Source organism: Paucisalibacillus globulus, from assembly GCF_900184735.1.
GTDB classification, from domain to species: domain Bacteria; phylum Bacillota; class Bacilli; order Bacillales; family Amphibacillaceae; genus Ornithinibacillus; species Ornithinibacillus globulus_B.
On record NZ_LT855388.1, the window covers coordinates 48,884 to 74,450 of the forward strand.

Annotated in this window: 28 protein-coding genes and 1 riboswitch; of the genes, 19 read left to right on the forward strand and 9 right to left on the reverse strand. The window is 36.8% G+C overall.

Annotated features, from left to right (window positions below):
• The first annotated feature begins 103 nt into the window (after positions 1 to 103).
• Positions 104 to 568 (forward strand): MarR family winged helix-turn-helix transcriptional regulator, encoded by a 465-nt coding sequence (locus BN999_RS07380; protein ID WP_096270751.1) that lies wholly within the window; start codon positions 104 to 106, stop codon positions 566 to 568.
• Between the two features lie 55 nt (positions 569 to 623).
• On the opposite strand, the gene BN999_RS07385 is transcribed toward BN999_RS07380, so the two are convergent.
• From BN999_RS07385 to BN999_RS07395, 3 genes are read right to left on the reverse strand one after another with little or no spacing between them, the layout of a single operon-like run.
• Positions 624 to 1,181, reverse strand: coding sequence for a 5' nucleotidase, NT5C type (locus tag BN999_RS07385; protein WP_096270752.1), 558 nt, complete (start codon positions 1,179 to 1,181; stop codon positions 624 to 626).
• A gap of 9 nt (positions 1,182 to 1,190) precedes the next feature.
• A complete protein-coding gene (gene ribD / locus BN999_RS07390) occupies positions 1,191 to 2,285 on the reverse strand; it encodes a bifunctional diaminohydroxyphosphoribosylaminopyrimidine deaminase/5-amino-6-(5-phosphoribosylamino)uracil reductase RibD (protein WP_096270753.1) in 1,095 nt (364 codons plus the stop codon).
• Positions 2,278 to 3,033, reverse strand: coding sequence for a GTP cyclohydrolase II (locus tag BN999_RS07395; protein ID WP_096270754.1), 756 nt, complete (start codon positions 3,031 to 3,033; stop codon positions 2,278 to 2,280). Before BN999_RS07395 ends, ribD begins: the two co-directional genes overlap by 8 nt.
• Before the next feature lie 234 nt (positions 3,034 to 3,267).
• Here BN999_RS07395 and BN999_RS07400 point away from each other — a divergent pair, with 234 nt between their 5' ends.
• The 5 genes from BN999_RS07400 (at position 3,268) to BN999_RS07420 (ending at position 5,974) form a co-directional block, all read left to right on the forward strand.
• The gene (locus BN999_RS07400) at positions 3,268 to 3,603 is read left to right on the forward strand and encodes a PadR family transcriptional regulator (RefSeq protein ID WP_096270755.1); all 336 of its coding nucleotides are present in this window, start codon (positions 3,268 to 3,270) and stop codon (positions 3,601 to 3,603) included.
• Positions 3,604 to 4,113 carry a DUF2812 domain-containing protein gene (locus BN999_RS07405; RefSeq protein WP_096270756.1) on the forward strand — a complete coding sequence of 170 codons (510 nt, stop codon included), beginning with the start codon at positions 3,604 to 3,606 and terminating at the stop codon, positions 4,111 to 4,113.
• Between the two features lie 182 nt (positions 4,114 to 4,295).
• A complete protein-coding gene (locus BN999_RS07410) occupies positions 4,296 to 4,619 on the forward strand; it encodes a PadR family transcriptional regulator (protein WP_096270757.1) in 324 nt (107 codons plus the stop codon).
• Positions 4,612 to 5,172 carry an HAAS signaling domain-containing protein gene (locus BN999_RS07415; RefSeq protein ID WP_096270758.1) on the forward strand — a complete coding sequence of 187 codons (561 nt, stop codon included), beginning with the start codon at positions 4,612 to 4,614 and terminating at the stop codon, positions 5,170 to 5,172. Before BN999_RS07410 ends, BN999_RS07415 begins: the two co-directional genes overlap by 8 nt.
• On the forward strand, positions 5,165 to 5,974 hold the full coding sequence (locus BN999_RS07420; RefSeq protein ID WP_096270759.1) for a DUF4097 family beta strand repeat-containing protein: 810 nt from the start codon (positions 5,165 to 5,167) through the stop codon (positions 5,972 to 5,974). Before BN999_RS07415 ends, BN999_RS07420 begins: the two co-directional genes overlap by 8 nt.
• A 52-nt stretch (positions 5,975 to 6,026) precedes the next feature.
• Here the strand turns inward: BN999_RS07420 and BN999_RS07425 are convergent, their stop codons facing one another.
• Positions 6,027 to 6,617, reverse strand: coding sequence for a TetR/AcrR family transcriptional regulator (locus BN999_RS07425; protein ID WP_096270760.1), 591 nt, complete (start codon positions 6,615 to 6,617; stop codon positions 6,027 to 6,029).
• A gap of 160 nt (positions 6,618 to 6,777) precedes the next feature.
• On the opposite strand from BN999_RS07425, the gene BN999_RS07430 reads away from it, so the two are divergent.
• The 6 genes from BN999_RS07430 (at position 6,778) to brnQ (ending at position 15,614) form a co-directional block, all read left to right on the forward strand.
• Positions 6,778 to 7,692 carry an ABC transporter ATP-binding protein gene (locus tag BN999_RS07430; RefSeq protein WP_096270761.1) on the forward strand — a complete coding sequence of 305 codons (915 nt, stop codon included), beginning with the start codon at positions 6,778 to 6,780 and terminating at the stop codon, positions 7,690 to 7,692.
• Positions 7,692 to 9,293, forward strand: a complete 1,602-nt coding sequence (locus tag BN999_RS07435; RefSeq protein WP_096270762.1) for an ABC transporter permease — start codon at positions 7,692 to 7,694, stop codon at positions 9,291 to 9,293. Before BN999_RS07430 ends, BN999_RS07435 begins: the two co-directional genes overlap by 1 nt.
• A 761-nt stretch (positions 9,294 to 10,054) precedes the next feature.
• Positions 10,055 to 11,788, forward strand: coding sequence for an ABC transporter ATP-binding protein (locus BN999_RS07440; RefSeq protein ID WP_096270763.1), 1,734 nt, complete (start codon positions 10,055 to 10,057; stop codon positions 11,786 to 11,788).
• A 192-nt stretch (positions 11,789 to 11,980) separates the two neighbouring features.
• Positions 11,981 to 13,099 carry a radical SAM/CxCxxxxC motif protein YfkAB gene (yfkAB, locus tag BN999_RS07445; protein WP_096270764.1) on the forward strand — a complete coding sequence of 373 codons (1,119 nt, stop codon included), beginning with the start codon at positions 11,981 to 11,983 and terminating at the stop codon, positions 13,097 to 13,099.
• Positions 13,100 to 13,310: 211 nt separating this feature from the next.
• Positions 13,311 to 14,036 (forward strand): EcsC family protein, encoded by a 726-nt coding sequence (locus tag BN999_RS07450; protein WP_096270765.1) that lies wholly within the window; start codon positions 13,311 to 13,313, stop codon positions 14,034 to 14,036.
• Positions 14,037 to 14,255: 219 nt separating this feature from the next.
• Complete coding sequence (brnQ, locus tag BN999_RS07455; RefSeq protein WP_096270766.1) at positions 14,256 to 15,614, forward strand: branched-chain amino acid transport system II carrier protein; 1,359 nt, start codon at positions 14,256 to 14,258, stop codon at positions 15,612 to 15,614.
• A gap of 38 nt (positions 15,615 to 15,652) precedes the next feature.
• Here the strand turns inward: brnQ and BN999_RS07460 are convergent, their stop codons facing one another.
• Positions 15,653 to 16,321, reverse strand: coding sequence for a GntR family transcriptional regulator (locus tag BN999_RS07460; RefSeq protein ID WP_096270767.1), 669 nt, complete (start codon positions 16,319 to 16,321; stop codon positions 15,653 to 15,655).
• A 152-nt stretch (positions 16,322 to 16,473) separates the two neighbouring features.
• Here BN999_RS07460 and BN999_RS07465 point away from each other — a divergent pair, with 152 nt between their 5' ends.
• Both BN999_RS07465 and BN999_RS20990 read left to right on the forward strand, forming a co-directional pair.
• Positions 16,474 to 16,770, forward strand: coding sequence for a heme biosynthesis protein HemY (locus BN999_RS07465; RefSeq protein WP_096270768.1), 297 nt, complete (start codon positions 16,474 to 16,476; stop codon positions 16,768 to 16,770).
• Positions 16,771 to 17,006: 236 nt separating this feature from the next.
• Positions 17,007 to 17,135 (forward strand): hypothetical protein, encoded by a 129-nt coding sequence (locus BN999_RS20990; RefSeq protein WP_255247417.1) that lies wholly within the window; start codon positions 17,007 to 17,009, stop codon positions 17,133 to 17,135.
• A gap of 73 nt (positions 17,136 to 17,208) precedes the next feature.
• Here the strand turns inward: BN999_RS20990 and BN999_RS07470 are convergent, their stop codons facing one another.
• The 3 genes from BN999_RS07470 to BN999_RS07475 all read right to left on the reverse strand — a co-directional run bounded on the left by BN999_RS07470 (position 17,209) and on the right by BN999_RS07475 (position 20,328).
• The gene (locus BN999_RS07470) at positions 17,209 to 18,144 is read right to left on the reverse strand and encodes a nuclease-related domain-containing protein (RefSeq protein ID WP_096270769.1); all 936 of its coding nucleotides are present in this window, start codon (positions 18,142 to 18,144) and stop codon (positions 17,209 to 17,211) included.
• A gap of 255 nt (positions 18,145 to 18,399) precedes the next feature.
• Positions 18,400 to 18,555, reverse strand: coding sequence for a hypothetical protein (locus tag BN999_RS20560; RefSeq protein ID WP_217988466.1), 156 nt, complete (start codon positions 18,553 to 18,555; stop codon positions 18,400 to 18,402).
• Between the two features lie 150 nt (positions 18,556 to 18,705).
• Positions 18,706 to 20,328, reverse strand: a complete 1,623-nt coding sequence (locus BN999_RS07475) for a catalase (RefSeq protein ID WP_096270968.1) — start codon at positions 20,326 to 20,328, stop codon at positions 18,706 to 18,708.
• A gap of 171 nt (positions 20,329 to 20,499) precedes the next feature.
• Between BN999_RS07475 and BN999_RS07480 the strand changes: the two genes are divergently transcribed.
• Together BN999_RS07480 and BN999_RS07485 are read left to right on the forward strand one after the other, a co-directional pair.
• On the forward strand, positions 20,500 to 20,940 hold the full coding sequence (locus BN999_RS07480) for a GNAT family N-acetyltransferase (RefSeq protein ID WP_176481909.1): 441 nt from the start codon (positions 20,500 to 20,502) through the stop codon (positions 20,938 to 20,940).
• Between the two features lie 109 nt (positions 20,941 to 21,049).
• Positions 21,050 to 21,637, forward strand: a complete 588-nt coding sequence (locus BN999_RS07485) for a lysophospholipid acyltransferase family protein (protein ID WP_096270771.1) — start codon at positions 21,050 to 21,052, stop codon at positions 21,635 to 21,637.
• Between the two features lie 48 nt (positions 21,638 to 21,685).
• Here the strand turns inward: BN999_RS07485 and BN999_RS07490 are convergent, their stop codons facing one another.
• Positions 21,686 to 22,171 carry a QueT transporter family protein gene (locus BN999_RS07490; RefSeq protein ID WP_096270772.1) on the reverse strand — a complete coding sequence of 162 codons (486 nt, stop codon included), beginning with the start codon at positions 22,169 to 22,171 and terminating at the stop codon, positions 21,686 to 21,688.
• 7 nt (positions 22,172 to 22,178) lie between these two features.
• Positions 22,179 to 22,223: riboswitch (PreQ1 riboswitch) on the reverse strand.
• A 222-nt stretch (positions 22,224 to 22,445) separates the two neighbouring features.
• Here BN999_RS07490 and BN999_RS07495 point away from each other — a divergent pair.
• The 3 genes from BN999_RS07495 to BN999_RS07505 all read left to right on the forward strand — a co-directional run bounded on the left by BN999_RS07495 (position 22,446) and on the right by BN999_RS07505 (position 25,555).
• Positions 22,446 to 23,309 (forward strand): VOC family protein, encoded by an 864-nt coding sequence (locus BN999_RS07495; RefSeq protein WP_096270773.1) that lies wholly within the window; start codon positions 22,446 to 22,448, stop codon positions 23,307 to 23,309.
• A gap of 26 nt (positions 23,310 to 23,335) precedes the next feature.
• Positions 23,336 to 24,418 carry an LLM class flavin-dependent oxidoreductase gene (locus BN999_RS07500; RefSeq protein WP_096270774.1) on the forward strand — a complete coding sequence of 361 codons (1,083 nt, stop codon included), beginning with the start codon at positions 23,336 to 23,338 and terminating at the stop codon, positions 24,416 to 24,418.
• A gap of 183 nt (positions 24,419 to 24,601) precedes the next feature.
• Entirely contained in the window at positions 24,602 to 25,555 is a 954-nt protein-coding gene (locus tag BN999_RS07505; protein ID WP_096270775.1) for a calcium/sodium antiporter, read from the forward strand.
• Positions 25,556 to 25,567: the final 12 nt, after the last annotated feature.

The window sequence follows — 25,567 nt, forward strand, 5'->3', positions numbered from 1 at the left end:
ATGGAAATAAATAACTATTTAATGTGAAATTCATAGAAAATCACGAATTTATAAGATATACTATATTCAACTTGATTACAATAAGTAAAAGGATTGATATTTTATGGTCAAAACGAATCAGTTTAACGAAGACCAAGAGTTTTCTCTAAAGCTATTTGTTGTATTAACAAGAGCATTAGAAGCAATTGAAAAACAGGTGACCCATAATATTAAGAGCTATGGACTAAATTTAACCGAATTTGGCGTACTTGAATTGTTATATCATAAAGGTGGACAACCTATTCAGAAAATCGGACAAAAGGTATTACTTGCAAGTAGTAGTATTACCTATGTAGTAGATAAATTGGAAGAAAAGAATTACTTAACTCGTGAAGCGTGTCCTACAGATAGAAGGGTAACACACGCCGTGATAACTGAAGCTGGTACTCAATTAATGGACGAAATCTTCCCTCAACATGCAGTTGCAATGAGTGAAATCATGGGAGGTCTAAACGTCGAAGAGAAAAAAGTTGCCGTAGATCAGTTGAAGAGACTGGGTCTCTTTGCTAAAGACCTGGTACAAATTTAAGAAAAAATGTTCTTTAGAAAAGGGAAAAAGGTACTGCTTTTAAGCAATACCTTTTTTATATTTCTTTCAAAAACTCAGACCATTTCTTGATTCTATTAAAGTTACTTGTACGATTATACGATTGATCCATCAAGAAAAGTTTTATCGGTTGTTCGGTTAGGGTAGCTAAGATGGTTGGTTTATCATCTACATAGTAATTTAAGTTTAAGTCTTTAATGATATCGATTTTCTCATGGTCCTTCATGCCATAGAAGAACTGGTTATTATGAACCGGAAAACCTCGCTCCTTTAACCATTCTTTCGTTCGTTCCCCATGTTGTTTTGGTCTTGCTGTAATATAGAAGATTTCATGGCCATCTTCTTCTAACTTATTTAAGGCTTCCACTGCTCCTGGAAATGGAGGGCAGTTTGTATAATAGATCTCCTCAAGTGAACGATTCCACATTTCACTACCCTCATCATCTGTTAATCCGAAGGGCTCATGAATTTCTACTCGTTGTAGTTCATGAAACTCGTTCACTGGAACATCTTTATTTAGCTTCCTTTTATATATATTAAAAGCATGTTCTCGTAAGTTGATTAGTGTATCATCAATATCAAATCCAAATCTCATGATATCTCCTTAATCTTTATAAATTGGGTAACCAGTAAATTTATAATCCTTCCCAATCTTGACGATGTCCGTATTTGAGAGTTCTATAGCATCAGCCATATCGCTAATTCCTTCTCCCTCTAGGAATGTCGGAGCATTCTTCCCACCAACTAACTTAGGAGCAAAATATAGAACGACCTTATCAACTAATTTATTTTCGAGGAAGGACGCATGGATGTTACCGCCGCCCTCAATAAATACAGAAGATACTAGGTGTTCCCCTAGAATATCTACTACCTCATTTGGGTTAACGGAGTTTGTGCTGGCTGTTACGAAGACACGAACTCCTAGATCTTCTAATGCTTGCTTTTTATCTTCATCGTAATTTTGACTAGTAAATACCCAAGTTTTTGCATGTTGGTCTGTAACTACATTGGCATCCAATGGAATTTTCAAAGATGAATCCATAATGACCCGTAGCGGATTTCTGCCATTGGGGATTCTAGTTGTTAAAGATGGATTATCCTTTAATACGGTATTAATTCCGACTAGAATGGCCATATGCTCATTTCTAAGATGATGAACATCTAGTCTTGCATCTTCGGAAGTAATCCACTTACTACTAAATGTATGGGTTGCTACCTTTCCGTCAAGGGTCACTCCGGCTTTCATGGTTATAAATGGTTTTTTCTCCACAATAAACTTATTAAACACTTCGTTCATTTCTATGGAAGATTGTTCTCTTACACCTGTAATAACTTCTATTCCTGCATCCTCAAGGATCTTAACACCATTCCCTGCCACAATTGGGTTAGGGTCAAGAGTAGCGATGACAACTTTTTTAATCCCAGCTTGTACAATTGCTTCTGCACATGGACCGGTCCGTCCATGGTGGGAACAAGGCTCTAAGGTAACATAAATAGTACCTCCTTTAGCCTTGTCGCCAGCCATGCGCAGGGCATGAATCTCGGCATGGGGTTCTCCTGCCTTCAAGTGAGTACCAACACCAACGATGCGATTATCATTAACAATTACAGAGCCAACCAAAGGATTAGGGTCTGTTTGTCCTTTCATTGCTTTTGCATTTTGGAGGGCGAGATCCATGTAAAATTCATGACTAGTCATTGGAGCAATTCCTTTCTTCCTCCATATGGCCCGATTTTTCTACTTTTGTTTTCAAGTAACGTTCATTATATTCGGAAACATCCCCCCATAATGGAACACGACCTGAAACTGTTAAACCTGCATTTTTTAAAGCGTCAAGCTTTAGTGGGTTGTTTGTAATTAAGGTTACCGGTTTAGAGCGTAGACGCTTAAGAACTTGTATCGCATCACTATAATTTCTGGAGTCATTTACAAATCCAAGAGCTTCATTTGCTTCTACCGTGTCATAACCATTTTCCTGTAAGATATAAGCCATTGCTTTTGAGAATAAGCCGATTCCTCTACCTTCATGGTTTGCTAAATAAAAAATAGCTCCAGTCCCATGCTCCTTAATTTTGTGCATGGATTCTTTCAACTGAAATCCACAGTCACAACGTTTGCTACCAAATATGTCCCCAGTATGACAAATGGAGTGCATACGAATTAATGCATCATCATCATTTTCAAAATCTCCATAAACTAATACACTGGATTGTTGGAATTCGGCCAAGTTTTGAGAGGAAAGATTATCGATGATAGTTTGATAATCATCGGTAACATCCGTACAGTTTAGCCAGCAATACCATTTAAACTCGACAGTTTCTCCATATAAATTAACAGGAAGGCGAATGGGCCCTACTAAATAGATAGCGCCTTCTGGTGTATTAATTGATTGAATTTTGTCCTTCAAAACAGATAGTACTTTTGATTCTAATTTAGTTTGTTCCATATTCTTACCCCTTTCATTGTCCCTAGTATAATGAAAAAGCCTAATTGCTTCAATTTATCTTTCTCGCAATTAAAGATAAATAATCATTTGCTATTAAAATATGCTACTTATTCAACAAGGATTGTATTTTCACAAAATACTTATTGCAATATGAATACGTCCATGTTATTATATCGTCATACGATATATCGTTAGTAGATACATCGAAACGTGATATAAGTTGGTGGTGGAAAAATGGCTAAAAAACCAGAATCGTTTTTACCTTTATCTCAAGCTACGTATTATATTCTGTTGTCATTAAGGGAAGTGCGTCATGGTTATGGAATTATGCAAGATGTAGAAGAGGTAAGTAAAGGGGAAGTGAAGATCGGTCCGGGTACATTGTATGGTGCAATGGGTAAGCTAGAAAAACAGAATGTCATAGAAATGGCTACCGTACAAGATGATGACCGGCGGAAGTATTATCAACTTACTGACTTGGGAAAAGAAGTATTGTTATTAGAGTATAAAAGGTTAAAATCCTTAGTTGAGAATTCAGGTGTACTGATCAAGGAAATGGGGGAGAGATAAATGACAGTGAAAAAGTTTAAGATATGGTTAGCTCCTGATATTAACAAAGAGGAAGAATGGTTAACAGAGATGTCCCAAAAAGGGTTGCATCTACAAAAGTATCGATTCTTTACCTATTACTTTGAGGAGGACCATTCTAAATCTTATACGTACCAAATCGACTTTAGACAAGGTGCTAAACAGGATTATTTTCAATTATATAAAGATGCTGGGTGGGAATATATAACAGAAGTGATTGGCGTATTTCATTACTTTCGCACAGATTCTAAAAGGCCAGATGTTCAAAAGATATACTCCGATAGCCAGTCGATTCAAGATTCCTATATTAGAATGCGAGGCTTCTATTTACTCATTTTCATTCTATTTCTAGTTTCTCAATTAGGAGTATTTACATCTTGGGGTGGATGGCCCCGTTATATTGTTATTGGTGTAGATGTCGTACTTATTCTTGTATACTTACGACTGTTCTATGTTCTTAATAAACGAATTAACTACTATAGAAAATCGTAAACAATTAAATTTAGCATAGCTCAGGGATTCCCTGGGCTTTTTACTTATGTAACTATTTTTTATAAATAGTACCTTGCATTAAATAGTAGTGTATGATAAATTATAGCTAAAGGTATAATTTATAGAATGGTACTATATAATGTATAGTAGTTAAACCTATTCCTATTAAAGAGGTGAAAGTCTTGAATGTACAATTTAAAAAGGGTGTATTAGAGCTTTGTGTTCTCGTTTTATTAGATAAACAAGATCGGTATGGTTATGAATTAGTTCAAAAGATTTCTGACCAAATTGCTATATCAGAGGGCTCGGTTTACCCATTACTAAGAAGGTTAACAAAAGAAGGATACTTTACTACGTATTTAAAAGAGTCTTCAGAAGGACCTTCACGAAAGTATTATGCTCTAACTGAGGAAGGACGAACATACCTAGGTGATCTCCTAACTGATTGGGAGAAGTTCACAAATGGTGTGAATCAATTAATAAAGGAAGGTGTAAGGGATGAATAAGGAACAATTCTTGGCAAAAATGAATGATGCTTTGAAGCGGCTACCTTCTACTGAACGGGAGGATATTTTACAGGACTTTAGAGAGCATTTTGAAGTTGGTTTAAGTGAAGGAAATTCAGAAGAGGAAATCGCAAAAGGACTTGGTTCACCTCATCAGATTGCTAAGGAGATGGTTGCATCGTATCGATTAGAGCAGGTGGAAGAATCTGCTTCAACAGGAAATGTACTCCGGGCAGTATGGGCGGTGATTGGGCTTGGGTTCTTTAATCTTGTTATCGTTCTCGGGCCGTTCGTGGCCTTAGCTGGGATTGTGTTTTCTGGATGGGCTGCGGGCTTAGGATTTATTTTAACTCCTATTTTGTATTTGTTAAATGTTGTAATCTATCCAGAAATATTTGCATGGTTTGATCTGTTTTTTGCTTTATTCTTGTCTGGATTAGGGATATTTATAGCGATTGGAATGTTCTATGTAACTCGCTGGTTGTTTAAGGGATTTGTGAAGTATTTGAACTTTAATGTGAGAATGGTTAAAGGAGGAATGAAGCATGCCTAAACAAAGGCTAATGACGTTTATTGCCACAGGTTTGATTGTTGTAGGGCTGATTGGTGTTCTATTTACCTATAAGTCATCTGGTGCAGCAGAAGAAACGATGAATGAGAAAGTGATACAGAATCCGAATATAACCGATATATCAATTGAATCAGACAATGCTACAATTGAAGTTTTACCGACAACTGATGAACATATTACCGTTAAGTTTGCTGCTAAGGAGTCTAAATACAATAAATACAAATTAGAGATTGAAGAAGATGGGGATACTCTATCTGTGGAATTAAGTGAAAAACTCATTCAGTTTATTAACTTTAACTTAGACTTTGATTTTTCTGGTCCCAAAATTACTGTTTATTTACCACATAAGCAATATGAAAAATTAATGGTTGATAATATAAACGGCAAAGTTAGTGTGAAACAAATTAATGTGGAAACTATCCATGCAAAGACAGTCAATGGCAGGATTGTAATGGAGGATTTGAATACAACAAGAACTACTGTATCCTCTGAAAATGGAAGTATAGAATTAGAATATGTTAATGGAATCATTACGAGTGACGTAGTAAACGGTAGTACCACCTTCATTACAGATAACTTAGATCGCTCAATCGATTTAGAATCGGTTAATGGAAAAATTAAAGTAGTGACAGATCAAGAACCAACTAATGCAACAATCGAAGTCAATGTAGTCAATGGAAAAGTCGATGTTTTTGGAAATGATTCAAGAAATGCTGTAATTGGAGATGGAGAACATAGGATTAAGTTGAAAACTGTAAATGGTAGTATTACCATTTCAAAATAATTCATGGGGTAGAAATAATAAAATGTTTCTACCCTTTTTATTTATAACTGAATTATTTATTTCTGCCCCCAACAATACCGTAAAAGAATAATTTAGTTAGGTCCTCTGTTAATGGTAAGACATGTTCATAGACATCTTTCTGTTGTAAATACTCACGAAACATCTGAATATAAACTAAGATTGCCTCATTCGAAATAGTAGGGTCAATCTTACCCTCTTCTTTAGCTTGCTCAAATAGTTTAATCAATTCTGGAAGTGCCTTTTTAGTATAGAATTCTTCAATATAGGAGTTTTTCCCAGAAGTAAATTCCTGCATAATATAATGATAAACTTCTTCATGGATCGAGTTAGCGGATGTTCTTTTGTTAAAAATAAACTGCTTTATCTTATCGGTGAAATCCATGTCACTCTTTACAATCTCTTCATATTCATTCCACATAAGATCAATATAATAAGATATGACCTCATCTACTAGTTGATCCTTACTTTCAAAGTAATTATAGATTGTTACTTGTGATACAGTAGCAGCTTTTGCGATTTCAGCGACGGAAACTTTTTTAATTCCATATCTCATAAAAAGATCTAGTGCAGACTGAAGAATACTAGTCTTTTTCATTTCACTTCTTCGTTTAAAACCATCCAATATTGTTCACCTCCTCATTAGTTTAATAAAACTTTTGAAATATAACAATTAAAATAGTTCATAAATCTCTTGCGCAATCCTTAATTTTTTTATATTATGAACTCATAACGATAAAATATTTCAAAACTTGAATTTGCTATAACTATAAGGGGGTAGGAGAATGACTGTCTTAAAGGTTACGGAGTTAACAAAAAGATTTGGTAAATTTACTGCTTTAGATGGTGTGAATTTAGATGTGGATGAAGGAGAAGTCTTTGGGTTTATTGGCCCTAATGGAGCAGGTAAGTCTACAACAATCCGTATATTACTTGGAATTTTAAAGGCAACAGAAGGTGCGGCGAAGATTTTTGGAAACGATGCATGGTCTGATGCGGTAGAGATTCATAAGCGAATTGCCTATGTTCCTGGTGATGTGAATCTTTGGCCAAATCTAACTGGTGGAGAAGTAATTGACTTATTTGGTTCTCTTCGAGGAGGAATCAATAAACAGAGACGTGATGAACTTATCAAACGATTTGACCTAGACCCATCTAAAAAATGCAGGACATATTCTAAGGGAAATCGCCAAAAAGTAGCGTTAGTTGCTGCCTTTTCTTCAGATGCGGATTTATATATTTTGGATGAACCGACTTCGGGGCTAGATCCACTGATGGAACAAGTTTTTCAAGCATGTGTACTGGAAGCAAAAAATGCTGGGAAAAGTATTCTGTTATCGAGTCATATCTTGTCAGAAGTAGAGAAGTTATGTGACCGTGTAGGGATTATTAGACAAGGTAAAATCATTGAAACCGGTACATTAAATGAGTTGCGCCATTTAACACGTACTAATCTATTAGTGGAAACAAAGAATCGTGTTAAAGATTTAAATGACTTCCCGGGTGTACATGAGCTAGTAGAAAAAGGTCAAACAATCTCCTTCCAGGTTGATTCGGAACAGTTGGATTCTGTTATAAAACATATTAGTCAATATGGAGTGACTAAGCTAGAAAGTGCTGCCCCAACATTAGAAGACTTGTTTATGCAACATTATGAAAGAAAAGGAAACCCGGAAATAGGGGTAGGGGGGAGATCCTAGTGGCTTCCAATTCACTTTCTGGAACAGGTCGTTTGTCTAGATTTATTTTGAGACGAGATCGAGTACGGCTTCCTTTATGGATTCTTGGCATTGTATTTTTTACTTTCATCATCCCTAGTGCCTTTCTAGATCTATATCCTTCACAAGAGGACAGAGATATCATGGCAGAAACGATGAATAACCCTGCTATGGTAGCAATGGCTGGGCCTGCAGATTTTGAGAATTATACGATTGGGGTTATGACTGCTCATCAGATGTTAATTTTTACAGCAATTGTCGTAGGTTTAATGAGTATTTTACTTGTAACAAGACATACTCGTGCTGATGAAGAAGATGGACGGATAGAATTGGTTCGTTCTCTGCCAGTTGGTCGTTTATCTAATCTCCATGCAACTATAATAGTCTATGTGGTTACGTTTATACTACTAGCTTTGATTATAGGTCTTGGGTTATTTGCGTTAAATATCGAGAGTATGGATTTAGAAGGTTCCCTGCTATATGGTGCTGTGTTAGGAGCAACAGGTATTTTCTTTACCGGTTTAACTGCTGTTTTTGCTCAAGCTTCAGAAAGTTCTAGGGGAACCATTGGATTATCCATCACAGTGTTGATATTGGCTTACCTATTACGAGCAATTGGTGATGTTAGCAATGAGGTGCTAAGCTGGTTATCCCCATTGGGGTTGGTAACACAAACTGATGTATATTCTACCAACAATTGGTTGCCGGTAATAGTGTTATTAGGCGCAGCTTTCGTATTGGTTGTTCTGGCCAATTATCTTAATTCTGTTCGGGATATGGGAGCAGGTTTTATTCCTGCCAAACCTGGAAGAAAGTATGCAAGTACTTTTTTACAATCTCCTATTGGATTAGGTGTAAGACTTCAGCGTACTGCGATTATCTCATGGGCAATTGGAATGTTTGTTATGGGAGCTTCGTATGGCTCTGTTCTAGGTGACCTTGAATCTTTCTTTGCGGGTAGTGAAGAATTACAGAATATGTTAGTTGCGGCTGAAGGATATACCCTAACAGAACAGTTTTTACCAATGTTAATGATGGTAATGTCGATACTGGCTACTGTTCCAGCAGTTATGAATATAAACAAATTGTACGGGGAAGAGAAAAAGGGACGTGTAGAACATGTATTAAGCAAAGCAGTATCACGGTCAAAACTAATTTCTAGTTATCTACTAATCTCGATTGTTAATGGATTTGTCATGCTTTCATTAACAGGGATTGGCTTGTGGGCTGCTGGTACTTCAGTTGTCGAAGACGGTCTTGACTTTGGAATGGTGTACGGAGCAACCATGGTGTATTATCCGGCAGTACTAGTTATGATTAGTCTAGCTGTTGTTCTGATAGGATGGTTTCCGAGAAGAACTAGCCTCATATGGCTATATGTATTTTATTCCTTCTTTGTCTTATATCTTGGTGGATTATTCCAGTTTTCAGAATGGGTAGGTAAACTTTCCCCATTCGGATATATCCCGCAGCTACCAATCGAGGAAATGGATTGGATAGGTAGTATCATACTCGTATTTGTCTCAGCGGTATTAGCTGTAATTGGTATTATTGGATATTGCAGACGTGATATTCACGGGTAATGACTGCTCTGTTTCGGCTAAAACATGGTATACTAATATAAATACATTGAGGAACAGAATGGATAAACGGATACGGGGATCAGGAATCCCCCTTAGGTAATGTCTCTCTTTACTCACCTGGTATTTGCCCATTAATAAAAGCAAATATCAGGTGCTTTTTAAATTGCCTGTTTTCTAATAATCTGCTGTTTCATTTCGGTTAGTGTAATTTAACAAATAATAGATAGAAACTTCGTGGTAACTGCTTCAAATACCATAGTTAGCGGGTATAGCGGTACAATACCGCTCCGGCAGAATACTCCGCTTTCCACGGGCCCGGCCTCAGCCTCCTCGCGGAAAGTTCGCCGCTGCGGGGTCTTCGGACACGTGCTATTCCCGTAGGAGTCTACGTATTCTGCCTGCGCTAGTTTAGTATTCTAATTATTGTTAGTTATTGATCATGTTTTGGATTTAAGTGGTTTTATTGCCCTTAATCACTTATTACTAGCGAAGGAAATACACGGAGACTCCTGCGGGAGGAAAGGCATCGGTGAGACCCCGCAGTGCGTAAGCACGAGGAGGCTCACCAGCCGCCCGCGGAAAGCGGAGTGTATTTCTGTAGCGGGTATGTTGCGCTATCCAAAATCCTTAGTTACCGCACAGTTTCTGCAAATAGCAACATACTGTACGAAAAAAGAATGTAATTATTACTCGTACAAGAGTAAGGACAAAAAAACTAGTGAATAATGGAAGTATCATATTAACTAATAGAAGGTGTACTAATGAAAGAAAAAGATAATGGCCTCAAACCCTTTATAACCCTGATGTTATCAACTAAAATTCCCAAATTAGCACTAACTATCGGATTGATTGGGAGTATTATTACCATGCTTGTTGGGCTATCAATCCCACTTTTAACAAGAGAACTGGTAGATGGTTTCTCTGTTGAATCATTAAGCACTACACTTGTAGTCGTAATATTTGTCGTGTTCATCCTTCAAGCAGTGGTAGACGGGGTTTCTACCTATTTATTATCCGTTGTAGGACAAAAGATTGTCGCAAGGTTACGTGAAATGATGTGGTTTAAATTAATTCGATTACCAGTAAGTTATTTTGATAAACAACCTAGTGGTGAATCGGTCAGTCGCGTTGTGAATGATACAGGAATTGTGAAAAATTTAATTTCACAGCAATTCCCTCAGTTTATTACAGGATTAATTACTATTATTGGAGCAATTGTAATATTACTGATTATGGACTGGAAAATGACCTTATTAATGCTTATTGCAGTGCCAGTTACTTTTATTATCATGATGCCACTAGGGAGTAAAATGGCCAAGATTTCAAAAGGGTTACAAGATGAAACGGCCACATTTACTGGAGAGATTCAACAGACATTGAGTGAGGCTAGGCTCATGAAAGCTTCAACCGCTGAGGAAGTGGAAAAGACTAAAGGAATGAAAGGTATAGTAAAGCTATATGATTTTGGACTAAAAGAAGCTCGTATTTTCGCACTAATTGGCCCCTTTATGTATACGGTCATGATGTTTGTCATAGTAGTAATCATTGGCTATGGTGGAATACGTGTTGCGGAAGGTACCATGTCAACAGGATCATTGGTCGCTTTTTTACTTTATTTGTTCCAAATTATCTATCCCGTAACATCCTTTGCGATGTTTTTCACGGAGTTACAAAAAGCAAAAGGTGCGACAGAGCGAATTATTGAGATCTTAGAAGTTCCCGAAGAAGCGGGACAAGAAGGATTGGAGAAGGATATTACGAATCAACCAATCCGTGTTTCCAATGTATCATTCGCTTATGAAGAAGGTGAAGCGGTACTTGAGAATGTTTCCTTTGAAGCTCGTCCTGGGGAAATGATTGCTTTTGCAGGACCAAGTGGTGGTGGGAAAACCACCATGTTCGGTTTATTAGAACGATATTATGAACCAACTTCAGGAGAGATACGAGTTGGTGATATCCCAATTGGCCAGCTATCTATGAATTCTTGGCGCAGTCAAATAGGTTATGTATCCCAGGAAAGTGCCATGATGGCGGGGACAATACGGGAGAATTTAACATATGGGTTACCTAATTCCGATAGTGTACCAGATGACCAACTATGGGAAGTGGCTAGAATGGCCTATGCTGATGAATTTATAAAAGGATTTGAAAAAGGATTGGATACAGAAGTAGGCGAACGTGGTGTGAAATTGTCAGGAGGGCAAAGACAACGAATTAGTATCGCGCGAGCTTTTCTACGAGATCCAAAAATCCTTATGATGGACGAAGCTACAGCAAGCCTTGATAGCCAATCGGAAGGAATTGTACAAAAGGCTCTTTCTAGATTGATGGAAGGGCGTACCACATTTGTTATTGCACACAGATTATCCACAATTGTTGATGCAGATAAGATTATTTTTATTGAGAAAGGGAAGGTAACAGGTGCTGGAACGCATCAGGAATTAATTGAAACCCATGATCTGTATCGGGAATTTGCAGAACAACAATTGACATAGGAAAAAATTGAGGCTGGGACGCCTAGAACGTTAGGCATTGCTTGTCGATGTTAAATATCTAAATGTATCCGAATCCATAGTCTATAAAGGCTATGGATTTTATTACTTTGGGGTAACAAACATGGTAGAATAAGTACCGGAATCCTATTATATAATGAATAAACAACATGTTTTTACTGAAAGGAAAATTATATGAAAATAATTGAACGAAAACCAATGTCACCAAAGTATGACCCGTGGGAAGCGTACTTAGATGTAGAAGAACATGGGAAAATGATGTTATCCAATGTAGAATTTACGACAACCTATATGTGCAATATGCGTTGTGCTCATTGTGCAGTAGGATATATGTTACAGGCTATGGACCCGGATGCATTCCCTATTGAACTATTAATTCAACGATTAGAGGAGATTCCTCATTTACGAACAATGAGCATAACTGGTGGGGAACCGATGATGAATAAAAAGTCGGTTCGTAATTATGTTGTCCCACTGCTAAAATATGCTCATGAGCGCGGATGTAGGACCCAGATAAATTCCAATCTAACCTTACCATTTGAACGGTATGAGGAAATCATTCCATATTTAGACGTATTACATATTTCGCATAACTGGGGTACAGAGGAAGAATTTGCGGAAACTGGTTTTGCTCATATGGAACGAAAACCGACTGAGGAAAATCGGAAAAAATATTTTGCTAGAATGGTGGAAAATGCTCAAAAGCTTTCTAAGCAAGGTGTTATGGTATCTGCAGAAACAATGTTAAATAAAAGGACATTTCCATACCTAGAAAAAATTCATGATCATGTCTTAGAAATGGGATGTGCGCGTCACGAAATTCACCCCATGTATCCTGTTGATTTTGCTAGTAAACTAGAAACCCTATCCTTGGATGAAATGCGTGAAGGAATTACTAGGCTTCTTGATCACCGTAACGAAAATGTTTGGATGTTATTTGGCACATTACCTTTTTATGCTTGTAGTTCAAACGCGGAGGAATTAGCTTTATTAAAGCGCTTGTATAAGGAAAAGAATGTCACTCTAAGAAATGATCCTGATGGAAGATCACGTTTAAATGTCAATATATTTACTGGGGACATCATCGTAACGGACTTCGGTGATGAGGAACCATCATTAGGTAATATTAAGGATACCAGACTGGAAGATGCATATAGTAACTGGATGGAATCAAAGACTGCCAAAAGTCTAAACTGTCATTGTCCTGCAGTGAAATGCTTGGGTCCAAACTTGTTAGTGAAAAATGCATATTATCGAAATGTTGATTTTCAAAATAGAAGATCTAATTTATAGTAATTAATGTAAAGCTGTGAAGGTAATAATACCTGTACAGCTTTTTATTCTGGATACAAATAAAACAATTACCATCATAGTTGGTATCTTATTAAGAATAGCTTAGGAAGAAGGAAAGAATAGGTGCATAAGATAAATAAGTGATAAATGAAACTGAAACAGAAATAAAAGCGTATAAATTTATATACAACAAAATTAAAGGAAGAATGCTATGAAAGAATATGAAATAAAAGTCTATGATGAAATTCAAGAATGGCGAACAAAAATTATGAAACGATCTGGAATGGTAAATCGATTAGCTAAAAAAGCTCAAAATAAAATCAATGGTATGATACCTGAAAAGGCACATCAAATCATTACGGAAAGCATTAAGCAGATGGTAAAAGCTACTTTAGTAGGCTCTAACATAACAACCAAAAAAGTAATTGCAACAGAAACAAGTCTTTATGATCGAGACGAACTTGCAAAAGAAAAATTATCGACATATCGAAAGACTGCGACAGTAGAGGGTGCAGGTACCGGAGCAGGTGGAATTTTTCTTGGGTTAGCTGACTTTCCATTATTAATGTCAATAAAGATGAAGTTTCTATTTGAAGCGGCTGCAATTTATGGTTTCGATACGGAAGAATATGAAGAACGTCTATTTATACTTCATATTTTTCAGCTCGCCTTTTCTAGTGATGAGAAGCAGCGAGAAACCTTATTCATAATAGAAAACTGGGAAGAACAAAAAGAGAAACTTATCGACATGGACTGGCGAGTTTTCCAACAAGAATATCGTGATTATATTGATTTTGTGAAAATGCTACAACTATTACCAGGGATTGGTGCAGTTGTTGGAGCTTATGCTAACTATAATCTTCTCGATCATTTAGGGGAAACAGCAATGAATGCTTATCGATTAAGGCTTTTGGCTGCGCCACCTAAAGATTATTAGTAAATCTGGGTATGATATCCTGAAAAAGTTATATGAAAACGATTCCCTAATCACCAAAATATTACAATTAAATAAAACAATTAAAAAAATCTAAAAATTTAACCAAAATGTGTTGCTTTTGGACGGAAATCATAGTATGATGATTTTCATAACTTAAGTAATATATTGCATATCACGATTTCAGATAATTTTGAAACTATACATCGAGGAGAGAGATAAATGAACGGAAAACTTTCATTCACATCGCAATTAGCGATTGGAGTCATGTTATTTGCACTATTTTTTGGAGCTGGAAATTTAATCTTCCCAGCACAGCTTGGACAAGCTGCAGGGACCAATTTATGGCCTGCGGTACTTGGATTCTTAATTACAGGAGTAGGGTTACCGTTTCTGGGAGTTTTTGCAATGGGGTTCTCTGGAAGTAAGGATTTACAGGACCTTTCTAGTAGAATTCATCCCGCCTATGCGGTATTCTTTACATCATTACTATATTTAACAATTGGACCATTTTTCGCGGCTCCAAGAACAGGTGCAGTAGCATTTGATATCGCAATTGCGCCTCATTTAGGGGGAGGATCTACACAAATAGCAATACTAATTTTTACCGTTATATTCTTTGCTATCTCACTCTGGTTTTCATTAAATCCAGCAAAAATTGTTGATAACGTTGGAAAATTGCTAGCTCCAGGAATTGTAGTATTACTTTCGGTATTACTTGTACTAGTAGTATTTAAACCTATGGGTGATGCACAAGGACCTCTAAACTCTTATCAGAGTAATGCTTTCGTGACCGGGTTTTTAGAAGGATATAATACAATGGATGCTCTGGCATCACTCGTATTCGGTATTATTGTTATCAAGGCAATTCGTGCACTAGGAGTTACATCTAAAAAGGAAATTCTAGCTACTACTGCTAGAACTGGTGTTATCGCTATTGCTCTCTTAGGATTAATTTATGTTGGGATTGCTTATTTAGGATCAGTAAGTGTTGAGGCATTTGGAGTGTTTGATACTGGTGGCGCTGTTCTAAGTAGTGCAGCTGATTATTACTTTGGTATATTAGGCGCTGTTTTATTAGGAGTAGTCATTATTTTAGCTTGTCTAACAACCAATATTGGACTAATGGTAGCATGTGCGGAGTATTTCCATCGTCTAATGCCTAAATTAAGTTATAAGACATTAGTGGTATTTTTTACAACCATAACATTTATCATTGCTAATTTTGGACTATCGAACATTATCACCTACTCGGTTCCTGTATTAATGTTCCTTTACCCACTAGCTATTGTACTAATGTTACTAACTTTCTTGTCACCATTATTTAATCATTCTCGTGTTGTGTATGTCGCAACTATTGCAGTTACGTTCGTAATAAGTATTTTTGATGGTTTAAAGACGTTATACCAATCACTAGAAATCGAGGGTTATGGATTCTTTCAACCTATTGTTACCTTTTTTGAAAACACCCTGCCACTTTATAATGAAGGTCTAGGATGGCTAGTACCTGCATTAATTGTCATTATTATTACAGGTATCGTAGCACGGTTTCAGAAAGTATCGCATCCGGTAGAAGCATAATAAAAAGTCGGTTCCTATTCATTAGGAAACCGACTTTTTTATTTGGTGACTTCATCTGGAAGATAGAAGTCTTTCAGAATTTCTAACCAGTTTTCTTTCATTAAAGCAGATGCTTTTTCTTTGTCCTTGTTTTCGATGGAACGAATAATATGATCATGAACATCTATTGAGCTTTCCGAAAGTATGATAGAGTTGTGGAAAAACAAACGTCTAACATGAGCTTGTAATCTTTCCACTATGTCAATAATATAAGAATTATTAGCCGTATCGACAATCAGTTGGTGAAATTGTTCATCGATGTTTAAAGCTGCATGGAAATCCTTCTTATAAAGAGCTTCGGCAAATTCTTGGTTAATACTTTTTAATGAAGAAATCTCATCACGTGTAATATGATCGATTGCAAGCTCTGCAGATAAAGCTTGTAAAACGGCCAATGGTGGAAGTAAATCTTTGATCGACTCTTTTTCTATTTCTGTTACTTGAGTCGCTTTTCCAGGATACATTTTTACGAGACCTTGTGATTCTAAAAGTTGTAGTGACTCTCGAACCGGTGTCCTACTAACTCCAAGTGCCTCAGCTAGTTCTGTGTCATTTAACTTCTCACCCGGATATAAGGTTCCATCAATAATCCAATGCAAGATTTGTTTGTATGCGCTTTCTTTTGCTGTCGTACGAATAGGTTTAGAATGATTGACAGGTACCGGCAAAACTTTTCCCCCTCTCAAAAAATACCTAATTCTAGTATACATGAAAACATTGCTTGTGAATATGCGAATTTGTATCTAAGTTGTTTAAATTGTATTTTTTTGCAAAAACTGAAACAATGTAGTAGAAAAAAGTAAAAGGAGCTACACATCATATGAAATGTAAAATAAATCGTAATGCAGCAAAAGTATTAAAAAAGATGCTTGAGACAGAAGAAGCTCAAGGGAAAATGATTCGGGTAGTTGTCACACATGTACATGGCGACCATGCACATTATGATGTTGAATTGGATACCCCAACAGAGAATGATGAAGTTGTTAAAACCGATAAAGATATTGATATTATTTTAGAAAAAGGAAATGAGTATCTAGATGGTGTCTGGATTCAATATTTCTATGTTCCACAGGAAGAGATGTTTATTACGAATCCTAAGTTTGGACATCATCATTAATAGTTATTGATTTGGCAGGGACTAAGGTCGCTGCTTTTTTTGTGCCTTGATATAGAAAGAAAGGAAGCGTTATTAATCATTTTGAAAGAGAATCTGTGATGAAAAGAAGAAAGGGAGGGTACAGTACATCATTTGAAACTGGAAGTGGGTTTGAAAAGAAGAAAGCGAGAGTGCAGTACATCATTTGAAACTGGAAGTGGGTTTGAAAAGAAGAAAGGGAGGGTGCAGTACATCATTTGAAACAGAAATTGGGTTTGAAAAGAAGAGATAGAGAGTGCAGTACATCATTTGAAACTGGAAAAGGGTTTGAAATGAAAAATGAAAGATTCTATACACCATTTGCTAGAGCAATTGTAATAACATGATGGAGAGATTTCTTGAAACCCCATTTTATTAAATAATATCTACAAACCCAAAAAGAAAAAACCACTAGTAGTTTTAACTACTAGTGGTACTTGTCTCATAATATGCCCATCTTTTCTTATTTACCAATTGAAAGTGCTTAGTTAATATTCTCATAACTCTTTGTTCAGATACCATGCCTCCGCACCACTCAAATATTATTGCTTTTGTGACGCGCTCCTTCGGGAAAAGTAGTTTGTAATCTTGAACACTACGAATAACTACACTTTTTACTAATTCTCTTTGTCCGCATACGCCACAGTAACAATAGTGTCCTTTTATCGTTACAGAAAATGAGCTGCAATGGCCACAATTAATACCTTTTCTCAACTCTCTGAAAGTATATTCAGGTACCTTCTTTGTTGGATAATCTTCTTCGTGAAGGGAAACAAGCTTATTACCAATGGTCTTTTGTTGGTTAGTTATTTTTCGGGTGGAATTTTGATTGAGTTTTCTCATTAATGGATTTATCTGTGACGGGAGAATTATCGGTTTGTCTGGGGTATGGTTGTAAAGAGTAAATTCAGGATTGACGAATACTACGGTACCTCGTAGGTTTACAGGAAATCCATGTTGTTTTAGAAGTTTTCTTAACAGAGATTCTGCTCGTGACATTTGATGTTCGGGGTTTTGAATTTCGTAGTCTATGTTTCTATAAAGCTTGTCCTTATCTCTGTCATAAAAGTGTTCACCTTCAAAGTTTTTTACCTCAAACAGTTCAATAACAGAGGGGAAAATAACAAGAGTGTCAATTTGGAAAATATTTGAGTCAAGGTCTAAGAGAAGGTCTTTAATGATGAGGTGTTCACACTGAAGTTGGTTGTGTAGGATTTGATCAAACATTAATTCTCCTTCATATCCTTTTTGGAGATTAAAGTGGGTTAGTTTATCCTTGTTAGTCAGTTCAAATCGAGGGGCTAAACTATTAAACATTTGGAGTTCCTTTGGCATAGTTCTATTTTTAAGTTCCATTTTTCACATCCTTTGGTATTTGTTGGTAACAATATAACATAACTATATTAAAATTAACATAGTTTGATGTAGATAAGACGAATGAAAATCCCTCATTCATCATTTGAAACTCTATTAATGGTTGAAAAGAAGAATGGAAGTTCCTCATGCATCAATTGGTCCTCAGACAAAGGTTGAAATGAAGAATGGGAGCTCCTTGTACATCAATTGGTCCTCAGACAAAGGTTGAAAAGAAAAATGGAAGTTCCTCATGCATCAATTGGTCCTCAGACAAAGGTTGAAAAGAAGAATGGAAGTTTCTTGTACATCAATTGGTCCCCTGACAAAGGTTGAAAAGAAGAATGGGAGCTCCTCGTACTTCATTTGCCCTCCATCAAAGGTTGAAAAGAAGAATGATAAACCCTCGTACATCATTACACCCCCTAATAACGCTTGAAAAGAAGAAAGAGAGCTCGTATTACGGTCATTTACAAATGAAACCTCGATGCAAATAAAAAATGGGGTTTATCATATAAGCAAGAAAAAAGGAGGAACCGTTCATCGCGGTACCTCCAATCAATATTAATAAGGCTCGGCATCTCTGCCTTTTTTTATTGCATCATCAACTGCTTCAGCGGCATCTTCTTTACCTAGTGGACGGAATTCCTCGCCAGCTTCCATCTTCATATCGCCCATTTCTTTGGTCTTCGCTGCAATACCTTCCCGTAAGCGACGGCCATATTCTTCATCGGCTTCTTCAGCTAAGGCGATCATTTTATCTTGGATTCGTTTATCGCAAATTGATAAATCATTTACAAGATTGTTGATTAACTCATCCTTTTCCCATTGCTCGAAGCGGCGGTATGTTTCACCCGCTTGCTTGGTATTATCATTTCGGTCAATGGATTCTCTTACTAGATTTCCTTCTATTTTTGGTGTGTATTCTTTCCCAACTTGTTCAGCTTCTTTTAAACCACCTAGTGTGGATGGTTCATAGTTGACATGTGGGTTTTGCCCAGGGGCTTTATCATTGTAGTGACGTAATTGGCCACCTTCTTGATTGGTAGCAACGCGTTTTTTGGCAGCGTTAATAGGTACTTGTAAATAATTAGCACCAACACGATAACGCTGTGTGTCAGAGTAAGAGAATGTTCGTCCTTGTAACATTTTATCATCAGAGAAATCTAAACCATCTACTAAAACCCCCGTACCAAATGCAGATTGTTCAACTTCCATAAAGTAGTTCTCTGGGTTCTTATTCAATACCATTTTCCCAACTGGAAGCCATGGGAATTGGTCTTCAGGCCATAGTTTAGTGTCATCTAATGGGTCGAAGTCAAGTTCTGGATGTGGACCATCTTCCATTATCTGAACAAATAGCTCCCACTCCGGATAGTCACCTTTTTCGATTGCTTCATATAGATCTTGGGTAGCGTGGTTAACACTCTTTGCTTGAATTTCTGAAGCTTCTTTCACCGTAAGATTCTTAATTCCTTGTTTTGGTTCCCAATGATATTTAACCAGAACAGCTTTTCCTTCACTATTTACCCATTTATAGGTGTTCACTCCTGAACCTTGCATCATACGGTAATTTGCTGGAATACCCCAAGGGGAGTAGACAAAGGTTACCATATGGAAGGATTCCGGCGAATTAGAACAAAAGTCAAAAAAACGTTCCGGATCCTGCATGTTGGTTACAGGGTCTGCGCGGAAAGCATGGATCATATCTGGAAACTTCATGGCATCTCGGATAAAGAAGATTTTTAAATTGTTTCCAACCAGATCCCAGTTCCCATCCTCTGTATAGAACTTAACAGCAAAGCCACGAGGGTCACGTGCGGTCTCAGGAGAATCATTTCCCCCCACAACTGTTGAAAAACGAACAAATACAGGAGTCTGTTTCCCCTTTCCATTGAAAACTTTTGCCCTTGTATACTTGGAAGCAGGCTCATCACCAACAGTTCCATATGTTTCAAAATATCCATGAGCACCAGCACCTCTTGCGTGTACAATTCGCTCTGGTACTTTCTCTCGGTCGAAATGACTGATTTTCTCAATGAAATCATAGTTTTCTAATGTAGCTGGCCCGCGGTTACCAACTGTTCGGATATTTTGGTTATTTGTTACGGGATGTCCTTGTCTCGTTGTTAGCGTGTCCTCGTTCTCGATATTCGTTTGCGGAATATCATTTGAATCTTGAACCATCATTTCTCACTTCTTTCCTATGTACTTGAATCACAGTATCTATACTTACCAAATCAACTCAAAATTAACCAGACTTTAGGAAGGATTTTACAAATAGTAAAAGTAGTTGAAGGTAGAAAGAGAAAAGGATATTCTATGTTTAGAGATTTGATTTTAGAGAGGGTGTTTTGGTTGGGGGAAATTAAAGTTGCAGGTAAAGAAGAGATGAACCATCTTATCAATCTAGCAATGAGAGTATATACGGGAAGTAGTTACGATGGATTGCAAGATGAGTTTGAAGAGATGTTTCTATCAGATAAACACCGGTTTCTTTTATATATATTAAATGGAGAACCAATCGCATTCATGCACCTCTCTATTCGGGTGGATTATGTACAAGGTAGTGAATCCAGCCCTACCGGATACTTAGAAGGGGTATATGTAATGCCAGACTATCGTAAAAAAGGCATATCAACTGCACTCTTTCATGATGGGAAAACATGGCTATTGGAAAAAGGATGCAAACAGATTGGGTCGGATATGGAAGAAGGTAATCTGGACAGTTATTCTTTCCATAAGAGTGTTGGATTTAAAGAAGCAGGACGTCTAGTTACGTTTATTCAAAACTTATAATTGGTAAAGTGTTAAAAAGTACCACTTAATTGTTCGATATAATTTGGTATCAGGTGCTATTAGTTTATGGTAAAATTAAGATAGTGTTAGGAAGAAGTGAGGAGAACAAATGTATAAATTCGCGGCTAATGTAGTTAAAGGTTTTCTAAGCCTTTTTGGAAGAATTAAAGTTTATCAAAAGGATAAATTACCAAAGTCAGGTAGCTATGTGATTGCCTGTACTCATACGGGTTTTGTTGATATTTTATGGTTAGGAATTGCAACACTGCCGACAGAAATACACTATATGGCGAAAAAAGAGTTATTTGAGAAGAGGTTATTGAAATGGCTAATGGAAAGTTTACATGCTTTTCCGGTGGATCGGGAAAATCCGGGGCCAAGTGCAATTAAAACACCAAGGAAACTTCTAAAGCAAGGAAAGGTTGTTGGAATTTTTCCTAGTGGTACACGTTCTAGTGAGGGTGCTCCCCTTAAGCGTGGTGCGGTAACGATAGCAGCACATGCGGACGTGCCAATTGTGCCAGCAGCTTATGTGGGGCCAAATAATTTTAAAGATTTATTTAAACGAATTAAACCAAGATTAATCTATGGTGATCCAATTTATCTTCCAGAAGGTCTTTCTAAAAAGGAAGGTATGGATGTGTTGATGGAGCAGTTAGATAAGGAAATGAACGCTTTACAAGATAGTATTAAATAAGAAAAACCTTCACAGACTTTATTGTACTGTGAAGGTTCTTTTTATTGTTTAAATCATCTTATCAAAATTCAATCGTTTATTAAGAGCATAAATAATTGGTATACCCACTGCTAATACAGCAAGTTCCCCAGCGGCAGTAGTTAGCCAAGTAAATAAGAATGGAAGTTCTAGGGCTAGGTTTAGCTCAAACGCGATAATGAACATATTGAACGTAAACACTAGTGTATTGGCTGCTAAGAGTACCATGATGTTCTTAATATATTTACTCAAAAGAATAATAATTCCAAGTGATATTGCGGAATGTGCAATACCGAATACGAGGTCATACCAACCTAGTGGTGAGAATAATAGGTTGTATAGAAAAACACCTATTACAATACCGAAGAAGTATTTCTTATTGAATACAATAAGATGGTTAAAAACTTCGGAAATACGGAACTGTACGTTAGTAAATCCGAATGGAACGATGAGGGCAGATACAGCGATATATAACGCCGCAATCAATGCATTCACCACTAATGTTCTTGCTTTCATATTAATCTCTCCCTTAGTTTTTTTACGTGGGATGGTCTCGAACCACGTCTTGCAAGCAACTTATCTAGTATAGTATAGATTTTTGAAAATATAAAGAGGTATTTTATTTCCTTTAAGATAGTATGGCTTTTGACAAATAATATAACGAAATACGAAGAGAATAATGGTAACTTGAAGCTTAATGATTCTTGACAAATTCTACAGACACCATTAAAATTACATTAAGTAACTAAGTTTAAAATAGTAACAAATTAATCATAGAGGAGTTAATCAAATGGAAAAGAAATTCTTTCAAAAACCTACAACATATGTTGGTGAAGTGAATATAAATGTAACCAATTTAAAGAACTCATTAGATTTCTATCAACGAGTATTTGGGTTTCAAATTTTAGAACAATCAGAGCGTAAGGTAGCTTTATCTGCTGATGGTGTTCAACCAATTCTAATCTTGGAACAACCTGAAAATGTAAAACCAAAACAAGGTAGAACAACAGGACTTTACCACTTTGCTATTTTACTTCCTAGAAGAGCAGACTTAGCTAATTTCCTACAACATTTAGTGCAAACAGAAGGACAAACATTACGTTTAGGTGCATCTGATCACTATGTAAGTGAGGCACTTTACTTCGATGATCCAGATGGTAATGGAATTGAAGTGGCTGCTGATAAACCAGCTACTAGTTGGACTTGGGATAATGGTAATGTTGAAATGGCAACAGTTGCTTTAGATGCTCAAGGACTTTTAGCTGAGAGTGATAAGGTTTGGGATGGACTACCAAAAGATACTGTTATGGGACATATCCATTTACATGTTGCTGATTTAGAAGAAACAGAGAACTTCTATGTTAATGGCCTTGGATTTGATATTGTAACTAGATATCCTGGAGCGCTATTCGCTTCTACTGGGGGCTATCATCATCATTTAGGTTTAAATGTTTGGAATGGTGTAGGTGCACCTGCTCCCCTAGACAATAGTGTCGGTCTAAACTGGTTTACATTAGTGTTAGCTGATGAAGAGACTAGACAGGAAAGCATCGAAAGTCTTCGTAAAGTTGGCGCAGAAGTTGTTGCAGAAGGTAATTACTATGTAGTAAAAGATCCTGCTGGAAATACCATTCAACTTCGCGTTAATAATTGATCTGGTAGACTGTTGGGGGAACATCGATGAATACAATACAGACAAATCAACCATTTGAAATTGGGATTTATACACTTGCAGATATAGCCAAGAATCCGATAACTGGAAAAACAATTAGTGCGGGCGGCCGTATTCATGAAATAATTGAAGCGGCAAAACTTGCAGATGAAGCAGGTTTGGATGTTTTTGGGGTAGGGGAGCATCATCGATTAGATTATGCAGTCTCCTCGCCACAAATGGTATTATCGGCAATAGCACAAGCTACTAATAATATAAAGCTTACCAGTACGACAACGGTACTAAACACAACGGATCCTGTGCGTTTATTTGAGGACTTTGCTACTCTAGATTTAATTTCTGGAGGTAGAGCAGAAATAACTGCTGGACGTGGTGCCTTTGTGGAGTCCTTCCCGTTATTTGGTTATGATTTCAATGATTATGATGCATTATTTGAGGAGCATCTACAATTATTGATGGAATTAAATAAAAGGGAACGTGTAACTTGGAGTGGAAAGCATCGTTCAGCATTAAACAATGCTGAAATAGCTCCAAGACCAGAACAAGCACAACTACCGATTTCCGTTGGAGTAGGAGGAACACCTTCAAGCGCTAGAAGAGCTGGTAGATATGGAACAGGACTAGCGATTGCTATGATTGGTGGTACACATGAACGTTTTCTACCATTAATTGATGCATATCGAGAAGCGGGCTACCATGCTGGATTTACAGATGGACAACTAAAGATTACTGTCACAGGACATGGGTATATTGCAAATTCGATGGAGCAAGCAAGGGATGAGTTTTATCCTTATTATGCGCATTATCTCAAGTTAATCCAAGAACAACGAGGGATGAGATCTGGTATCTTGCCTCGTGAAGTTTTTGAACAGATGACTGGTCCAGAGAGTGTTATGTTTATTGGTAGTCCACAGGAAGTAATTGAAAAGGTACTATATCAACATGAACTTTATGGTCATTCCCGTTTTATGTTGCAAACAGATATCGGTGGAGTGCCCTTTAAGAATGTAGCAGAAACAATCGAATTATTGGCTACAGAGGTTGCACCCATACTGCGTAGGGAAACAAGTAAACAAAAGCTAAAAGTATAGAAAGAATGAGGGCTGTCAATTTATGACAGCCTTTATTTTTATAGATTGAGAGATAAATGATAAAAAAGTTGAATACTCTAACCCCCCTTCTCAGTGGAGGAGCAATAACTCCATTAATTAAGTTCACTTTTATAAGTGAAAAATCTTTGGGGTATACTACCTTATAACGGAGGGGATTAGCAGTTGGTATATATATTATTACTTATAGGGTTTCTTTTGTTGATTAAGGGAGCAGATTTATTTGTCGCAGGTTCTTCAAATTTAGCTAGACTTCTAAGAGTACCACCCATATTAATAGGATTAACTATTGTTGCCTTTGGAACAAGTGCTCCAGAAGCAACGGTAAGCATCATTGCTGCCATAGAAGGAAATGCAGATGTATCCTTAGGTAACGTAGTGGGGAGTAACATTTTTAATTTGACTCTGGTTGTTGGTGTAGCTGCATTTATCTTCCCTTTAGTGGTTCAGTCAGAAACCATTAGGAAGGAAATTCCTTTCACATTATTAGCTAGCGGGGCATTACTTATCTTAATAAGTGATATTGTATTACAGGGCTTTGGTTCCAATTTATTAACACGAAGCGATGGGTTAATTTTCCTACTGTTCTTTTCTGTTTTTATGTATTATGTCATTGAAATTGGACTAAAAAGTCGAAAAGAAAGTTTATCAGTTGAAATTCCAAAAGATATTACATGGGGAAGAAATACCTTCTTAACTTTAATAGGTCTTGGGGCCATTGTGCTTGGTGGGGATATGGTAGTTGATAATGGTACAGAGATTGCGTACACCCTTGGGATGAGTGAAACATTAGTAGGATTGACAATTATTGCAATTGGTACATCACTACCAGAACTGGTAACATCAATTACGGCAGCATTGCGAAAAGAAAGTGAAATTGCCTTAGGAAATATAGTAGGGAGTAATATTTTTAACATCCTATTTGTATTAGGTGCCTCATCGATAATCTCACCTTTACCAATAAACGATAAGGTGTTCTTAGATGTTATATTAATGATTGTTTTGACATTCATATTATTACTATTTTCCAGAACCCACTACACTGTTGGAAAGAAAGAAGGTTTTATTTTAGCCTTTATCTATATAATATATATGGTGTATATTATAGTTCGAAATTAAAAATGCTCCCCA